The following is a 3059-nucleotide window of genomic DNA, read 5'->3' on the forward strand; positions in this document are numbered from 1 at the left end:
CGCGGCGAGCTCGCCGCCGGCGTAGAAGGCGTCGATCTCGTTCCACAGATCCCAGGCGAAGACCGCCGGGCTCGCGCCCCAGCGCCGGGTGGCGAAGAGCAGCCGGTTGATGATCGCGGCGCGGGTTTCGGGGCAGGTGAACATCGCCTCCGGCCCGGCGCACGGCCCCCCGCGCCGCGCCGCATAGGGGTGGTAATGCCAGCGCCGCGTCATGAAGAAGGTGTCGAAAGGGGTGAGCAGGAAGCGGATGCCGTGCCGTTCTCCAAGCGCGATGAGGTCGTCCCACAGCCGCACCATCGCCGGGCTGAAAGCGCCTGCGCGGTGTTCGAGATGGCGATGGTGCCCCTGGCTGTATTCAAGCATCAGCCTGAGGCAGGTGACCCCCTGCGCCGCGAGCTCCGCAAAGTGGCGCTCCACCGCTGCCGGGTCGCGGCGGCGGTGGAGCGGGGCGATGTTGGGCCAGGTGATCGCCTCGTTGTGGCCGACCGGATGCCAGGGCTCGCCCGCTTCGGTCTCGAAATAGGGCGCGCCTGCCGCCACGCGAATCCAGCCGGCGCCCTGGAAAGGGCCGGGCGGGGCGACGCGGCGCAGCGCCTCCCCGGTGCGGGCCGCAGCGCCGCTGTTCATTCCGCCGCCACCGTGCCGCGTCCCGCCACCGGCTCGCTGCGCCAGCGCGCATCGAGCCGCCGCCACGCGGCGAGCGCCTGGCCGACGATCTGGTCCATGTTGTAGTAGCGATAGGTCGCCAGCCGGCCGACGAAGGTGACATTGTCGCAGGCCCGCGCCAGCGCGTCATAGCGCTTGTACATCGCCTGCGCCTGCGGATTGGGGATCGGGTAATAGGGATCGCCCTCTGCCGCCGGATATTCACGGGTGATGCTGGTGAGCGGGGCGCGTTGACCGGTGAGGTGCTTGTATTCGGTGATGCGGGTATAGGGCACGGCCTCGTTCGGGTAGTTCACCACCGCCACTGGCTGCGCCTGCTCGCACGGCAGGGTCTCGTGCTCAAAGCGCAGCGAGCGGTAGGGGAGCTTGCCCAGCCGGTGCCCGAAATATTCGTCGATCGGCCCGGTCCAGACGAGGTGATCCCAGGTGATCCCGTCGGGCAGATCGGCAAAGCCCGTGCCGGTCATCACCGTGATCCGCGGCTCGTCGAGCATTCTGGCGAACATCGCGGTGTAGCCGTCCGCCGGCATGCACTGGTAGGTGTCGGTGAAGTAGCGATCATCGGTGTTGGTCCGCGCCGGCACGCGCGCGGCGACCGACTTGTCGAGCTCGCTGGGATCGACCCCCCATTGCTTGCGGGTGTAGCCTTCGAAGAATTTTGCGTAGAGATCCTCGCCGACCTGCGCGACCACCTGATCGCGCGAGGTGAGCACTTCGGGCACGGGAACCGCCACGGACTTGAGAAAAGCTTCGGCCTCGGCATCGGTCTCGAGGCCCAAACCATAAAGCCGGTTGAGCGTCGTGCGGTTGATCGGCATCGGCACCAGCATGCCGTCGACCGAGGCGAGCACGCGGTGCTCGTAGGGGCGCCAGCGGGTGAACCCCGAGAGGTAATCGAGGATGTCGCGGCTGTTGGTGTGGAAGATGTGCGGCCCGTATTTGTGGACGAGAATGCCGCCCACATCGCGGTGGTCAAAGGCATTGCCGGCGATGTGATCGCGCTTGTCGATCACCAGCACCGAGCGGCCCGATTCGCTCGCGATCCGCTCGGCCATCACAGATCCGGCAAAGCCTGCGCCGACCACCAGCACGTCGTAGTGGCGCGGGGGCACGGCCTCGCTGCCGCTGCTGCTGGCGAAGGCGGAGATCTGGCGCGTGACCAGCGCGGTTTCGAGCTTTCTGGCGATGCGGCCCGCGATCCCGTCCCAGCTCTTGTCCGCAAGGCAATCGCGCGCCTCGGCCCGCCAGCCTGCGCGTGCGGTTTCGGAGGCGGCCAGCAGGTCATCGCAGGCCGCGACGAAGGCGTCGGGCTCGTCGGCGATGCGCACCGCGTCGAGGTGGCCGTAGCCTGCCACCACGTCGCGGATCGAGGTCGAGACCACGGGCAGCCCGGCGGCCATGTATTCGGGGGTCTTGGTCGGGCTGATGAAATCGGTCGCCGCATTGCGCGCAAAGGGCATTAGCGCGACGTCCCACCCGGCCGCATAGGCGGGCAGGTCGGCATAGTGCTTGGTTCCCAGCCAGTGGATGTTGGCCGCGCGCGGAAGATCGGCCTCGGCGATCTTCACCACGGGACCCACCATCACGAAGGACCAGTCGGGCCGGGCCTGCGCCGCCGCCGCGATCAGCGCCAGATCCAGGCGCTCGTCGATCACCCCGTAAAAGCCGAGGCGGGGGCGGGGGAGCCCGGCCTGATCGGCCGGGTCCGCCACACGTTCCGCGCCGCGCGCGAAATGCGCGATGTCGACGCCCGAGGGGATGCAGTGGATGTTGCGGTGCCGGGCGGCGCGCGCGGCATAGAGGCTCCTGCCGCCGCACAGCACGATGTCCGCCCGCGCCATCAGTGCGCTCTCGCGCGCGGCGATATCGGCGGGGGCGAAGGCGAAATTGGCGAGCTCGTCCATGCAGTCATAGACCACCACGTCCGCGCGCGCCCCGGCACTGAAGCCGAGCATCATCGGGGTGTAGTACCAGAACACCCGCGGCGCTGTCTCGCCCGCCAGCATCTCGTGGAGCAGGCCGCGCAACGCGAAATCGGTCTCGCCCGCATTGAGCCCATCGGGCAGCACCGGAACGATGCGGGTGAGGCCTTCGCCCAGCGCCTCGCGTTCGAGCCGGGGCACGGTGCAATCGGCCTCGGCGCGCGGCTCCTCCCAATAGGTAACGTCGAAATGATCCGCGAGCCGGGTCATGATGTGCTGCGGGCGCTGGAAGACGAGATTCCAGCGGAGATGCGAAAAGCACACCAGCACGGGCCGCCCGGACGGGATGCGGGCATGGGGCGGGGTCTCTGACGGGCGATGCATGGCGACGGTGCCTTCCGGTTCGGGAGTGGCCGCCGGCGGAACACTCGCACGGGCGGCGTCGCCTGGGGGCGACACCCCCGACTAGCG

Annotated in this window: 2 protein-coding genes; both read right to left on the reverse strand. The window is 69.0% G+C overall.

All coding sequences use genetic code 11. The features are described from left to right. Positions 1 to 627: hypothetical protein (locus tag NBV68_RS18805; RefSeq protein WP_296312978.1), on the reverse strand; the 627-nt coding region annotated here is incomplete at its 3' end. Continuing rightward, positions 624 to 2972 carry a UDP-galactopyranose mutase gene (gene glf / locus NBV68_RS18810; RefSeq protein WP_296312980.1) on the reverse strand — a complete coding sequence of 783 codons (2349 nt, stop codon included), beginning with the start codon at positions 2970 to 2972 and terminating at the stop codon, positions 624 to 626. The genes glf and NBV68_RS18805, both read right to left, overlap by 4 nt. Positions 2973 to 3059: the final 87 nt, after the last annotated feature.

Source organism: Erythrobacter sp., from assembly GCF_023653175.1.
Lineage (GTDB): Bacteria > Pseudomonadota > Alphaproteobacteria > Sphingomonadales > Sphingomonadaceae > Erythrobacter.

What these genes read in the sequence shown, in the direction of transcription:
- glf (WP_296312980.1), bottom strand. Translation starts at nt 2,972, where the DNA reads ATGCATCGCCCGTCAGAGACCCCGCCCCATGCCCGCATCCCGTCCGGG.